The sequence below is a fragment of the Methanohalobium sp. genome, assembly GCF_046546175.1.
Lineage (GTDB): Archaea > Halobacteriota > Methanosarcinia > Methanosarcinales > Methanosarcinaceae > Methanohalobium.
In genome coordinates, this window is sequence record NZ_JBKGYF010000120.1 from 1 (window position 1) to 3,778 (window position 3,778).

The window sequence follows — 3,778 nt, forward strand, 5'->3', positions numbered from 1 at the left end:
AAATCTAATAAGGTACAGGACTAATTATAATTTACAGCAAATTGGAGACGCTATCTTTGACTTTAATATGGTGGAATTTTGTTCAGTAATAAAAAATCCAAAAAAGTATTATATTTTGAACTATATTATCTATATATTAGTAGTTTAATGGTATAATTTATATTAATGAACTACTAATGAATTGTTGAAAGGAATAATAATTAGAGATAATGATTTGATACAATTGCCCCTCTCTTCAACATATAGTAGGTAAATGAGACACCTGTTATAGGTGCCCCATTATAGAATAATCCCACTCCCCAACCCGCAATTGGTTAAGAGCCACCCTAATGACTCTCAATTGCAGGCTTTTGTGATTGAGAGAAAAACCACTAAAACTCACAATCACACATCTTCCTATTGTGACAATTGTATTTAACAAAAACGCTGATGAAAATTTGCCAGCGTTAAAAATTTTAAAGGCTTTAAAAAATAGTACGGTATTTATTATATTGATTGCGTTTTAAAATTTTTATTTTTAATTTGTTGTAAATGGAGATTAAGTCTATGAGAATATGGGATATATCACCTGATAAATTATGCCGCAACCATCTGCTAGGTGAACACAGAGAACTCCATGCTTTGTGGTCTATATTTATCAATAATAAAAAAGCTTATACCAATCATCCAGAGACCTTGCGTTGGAAGGGTAAACTTAATGCTCTGTATTTAAGACATGAAAAACTTGTTAAAGAAATGGTAAAAAGAGGTTATAATCACTATTCACCGCTTGATGCTTCTTTTGCAACAGGTAAGTATATGCAGGATGAACTGTTAGATACCTGTGAAAAACAGGTAGAAATGCTCAAAGAAAAAGGTTGTGGATGTAATGTCTAAGGATTTATTTGTTTCTTAAGCGCAAAGTACGTATTGTTTCTCTGTGAAGTGATACAATCAAATCACTCATCAATCCAAAGATAAACATCTGTACACCGGATATAATGAGAAGAGCTGTCAATACAGTCAGGGGCAGATGTGTGATACCTACTATCCATTCAACCACTACAAAAATGCCTGAAAGTGTGCCCAGTAGAATTAAGACTGCACCTATGATACCAAAATAAAACATCGGATTGTGCATTTTTGCAAGTTTATATATGGTCATACCTATTCTGAAACCGTCTTTTAATGGGTTGAGCTTAGTACTGGCTTCAGTATGTCTTGCCAGATAAGTAATGGGAACTTCAACTACATTAAAATCCTTTTTGATACTTTCGATGGTCATTTCTGATTCGATTTCAAAACCGGTTTCATTGAGTTCCAGTGTTTTTATAACTTCAATGGTAAATGCCCGGTATCCGGACAGTATATCGTTTAACTTTTTGCGGTATGCATAACTGAAGAGTTTGTTGAGTGCCCGGTTTCCAATGAGATTCAGTCGGGTAAAAGCATCAGGGTCATAATTTGCGAATCTATTGCCTATAACATGGTCTGCATCACCCTCAAGTACAGGGGACAACATGGTGTGTATATCTGATGGTAAATAGGTACCATCACCATCTGTCATTACCACATATTCACTTTCTATTATCTTGAAAGCTTCCTGTACAGCCTGACCTTTACCCTTACCACTCTGAACAACGACATTGGCTCCTTCTGACTCAGCCAGTTCACAGGTTCGGTCTGTGCTGTTCCCGTCGATAACAAGGATATTGTCAAACCCTTCGGATTTAAATCCTTCTATAAGCTCTACAATGGTTGATTCTTCGTTAAGAGTAGGTATCAGTATGCAGATGTTTTCATTTTCTGATGTATTCACATTTATCCCTTTACAGGAGACCCATACCGTCTAACTGGTTTCTTACTACTTCTACACCCCTTTCACAGTGTTCCGGGGATTTTCCACCGGTAACTACCAGTTTTCCTGAGCTGAATATAAGAACAACAACCTTTGGTTCATCTATACGATATACGAGACCTGGGAATTGTTCCGGCTCGTATTCGATATTTTCAAGACCAAGACCTATAGCAATAGCATTTAAATTCAGTACTGCATGCAGGTCAGCAGAAGCTACAATATTCTGGACGGTAATCACAGGGTCTTTAATGGTTTCGATGCCTATATCATTGAGCTTTTTTGCCATATTTCCAATAACAACATGGACATCATCCACATTCTTGGCACCCGTACAGACAACTTTTCCAGATGTGAAAACAAGGAACGCAGCTTTTGGATTCGAGACCCTGTATACAAGACCTGGGAATTTTTGTTTGTTGTATTCTGCGCCTTCAAATTCAGCTTCTATTTTAGTTAAATCAAATTCTTCTGCAAGTTTGGTGGAAGCTACCACATTTTCGATTTTGATGTTGTAATCTTCTTTATAATCCGCCATATTTTTGGTCCTGAATATTTGATTAATATTATATTTCTAATATCCTTATATATAATAGCAAAAAGTAATTTATTCATTTATAAAAGTTACTTAAATCTACATGTCTTTTAAAAAACTTTTGGCTAAAAAGCAGTAACCCTGCACCAAAATTTATAAAGTATTTGGTTTTATAAAAACGTATTCAAATATAAAATTAAAAGTTTTAAAATTAGGAAGTAGAGGGCATTTGATGCCCTTGATCAGGTTATTCATTCGAGTTTAGAAGTTTGCTCTGTTTACAATAGTATCTGCAACTTCTTTTGCGCTGTTGAATGGGAAGTCATCCGGTTTTAGCAATTTCCCGGCTTCTCCAGCTGTAACTTCTACATCCCCTGATCTGCAGGTTGTTTTAGCTCCTTCTGGAAATGCATTCAACAACTTTTCTGGTGTGTTTATTGGGAAATCTGCGCCTTTAAGAGCACCTGTTATCTGTGTGTGGATATCATCTTTGACACTCATTTGTATCACCAATTACATACAACACCAGTCATAAATATATAGTTATTTGTTATAATCATATAGCAGAAACTTATTTAGTGTATAAAAATAACTTGGTATTGGTATAAGACTATGGAGGTCAGTCGATGCAAGCTATCGATAATGATTACAAAAACGAACTACAAGAAATAAAGCAGGAAATCAAATCCATGCGGAAGGAGTTCAACCGTTTTTTTGAGTATTCGAATCAGCAATACATTGAACAAATACTCATAGACATGAAGAATAAATTCTCAAAAATTTTGATAGATTATGTTGTAGAGGACAGCAAAAATACACTTAACAGCAATATGGTACAGGACTGCAAGATGAAGGATTTCTGTGAATCTGTGTTTAATGATTTTTTACAGGAAACTGCCCAGCTACTCAACAATGATAACGTGGACCCTGAAACAATTGAGCGATATTATGAGCAATTCAATGAACTGAAAAAAGAAAAGGCAAAATATCCCAAATGTGAAACCTGTTTTTCCGAAGCTTCGGACTTGTTTGAAAAACAGATCAATCTCATGCGCTCATTACAGATATATGAAAGCAGGGACGAAGTAAAAAATCTTCAGGACCTTCCGGTGGATGAAGTAGTCAAGAATATATGTGAACCGGTTGCGAACAAACAAAGGCTTACGATACTAAAATCAATATCCACCGACACAAAAAGCTTCACACAGCTTTCTAGGATAACAGGACTCAATGGCGGAAACCTGCTTTTCCATCTGGATAAACTTCTTAATGCAGGTATGATACAGCAGAGAAATGAGAGAGGGGATTACATCATAACCGGCAAGGGGTACACGACATTAAAAGGGCTGCATAACATCCAGTCACAGATAGCGCTATCATCCTGAATAAGTTTCGTTTTGACCATTGAA

General features: G+C 35.8%; 5 protein-coding genes. 2 read left to right on the forward strand and 3 right to left on the reverse strand.

Features of this window, described 5'->3' with window-relative positions; all coding sequences use genetic code 11:
* Positions 1-546 precede the first annotated feature (546 nt).
* Positions 547-876 carry a pyrimidine dimer DNA glycosylase/endonuclease V gene (locus tag ACLFMM_RS09430; protein ID WP_410808480.1) on the forward strand — a complete coding sequence of 110 codons (330 nt, stop codon included), beginning with the start codon at positions 547-549 and terminating at the stop codon, positions 874-876.
* Positions 877-880: 4 nt separating this feature from the next.
* Here ACLFMM_RS09430 and aglJ read toward each other — a convergent pair whose 3' ends face one another.
* From aglJ to ACLFMM_RS09445, 3 genes are all read right to left on the reverse strand, one after another.
* Positions 881-1,804, reverse strand: a complete 924-nt coding sequence (gene aglJ / locus ACLFMM_RS09435) for an S-layer glycoprotein N-glycosyltransferase AglJ (RefSeq protein ID WP_410808484.1) — start codon at positions 1,802-1,804, stop codon at positions 881-883.
* Between the two features lie 4 nt (positions 1,805-1,808).
* Complete coding sequence (locus ACLFMM_RS09440; RefSeq protein WP_410808481.1) at positions 1,809-2,372, reverse strand: TATA-box-binding protein; 564 nt, start codon at positions 2,370-2,372, stop codon at positions 1,809-1,811.
* A gap of 258 nt (positions 2,373-2,630) precedes the next feature.
* Positions 2,631-2,870 (reverse strand): MTH865 family protein, encoded by a 240-nt coding sequence (locus ACLFMM_RS09445; RefSeq protein ID WP_410808482.1) that lies wholly within the window; start codon positions 2,868-2,870, stop codon positions 2,631-2,633.
* A gap of 125 nt (positions 2,871-2,995) precedes the next feature.
* Between ACLFMM_RS09445 and ACLFMM_RS09450 the strand changes: the two genes are divergently transcribed.
* Positions 2,996-3,754 carry a winged helix-turn-helix domain-containing protein gene (locus tag ACLFMM_RS09450; RefSeq protein WP_410808483.1) on the forward strand — a complete coding sequence of 253 codons (759 nt, stop codon included), beginning with the start codon at positions 2,996-2,998 and terminating at the stop codon, positions 3,752-3,754.
* The last annotated feature ends 24 nt before the right edge of the window (positions 3,755-3,778 follow it).

Excerpts from the sequence above, each read along its gene's own strand:
- ACLFMM_RS09430 (WP_410808480.1), top strand. The coding sequence starts at position 547 with ATGAGAATATGGGATATATCACCTGATAAATTATGCCGCAACCATCTG.
- ACLFMM_RS09440 (WP_410808481.1), bottom strand. The coding sequence starts at position 2,372 with ATGGCGGATTATAAAGAAGATTACAACATCAAAATCGAAAATGTGGTA.
- ACLFMM_RS09445 (WP_410808482.1), bottom strand. The coding sequence starts at position 2,870 with ATGAGTGTCAAAGATGATATCCACACACAGATAACAGGTGCTCTTAAA.
- ACLFMM_RS09450 (WP_410808483.1), top strand. The coding sequence starts at position 2,996 with ATGCAAGCTATCGATAATGATTACAAAAACGAACTACAAGAAATAAAG.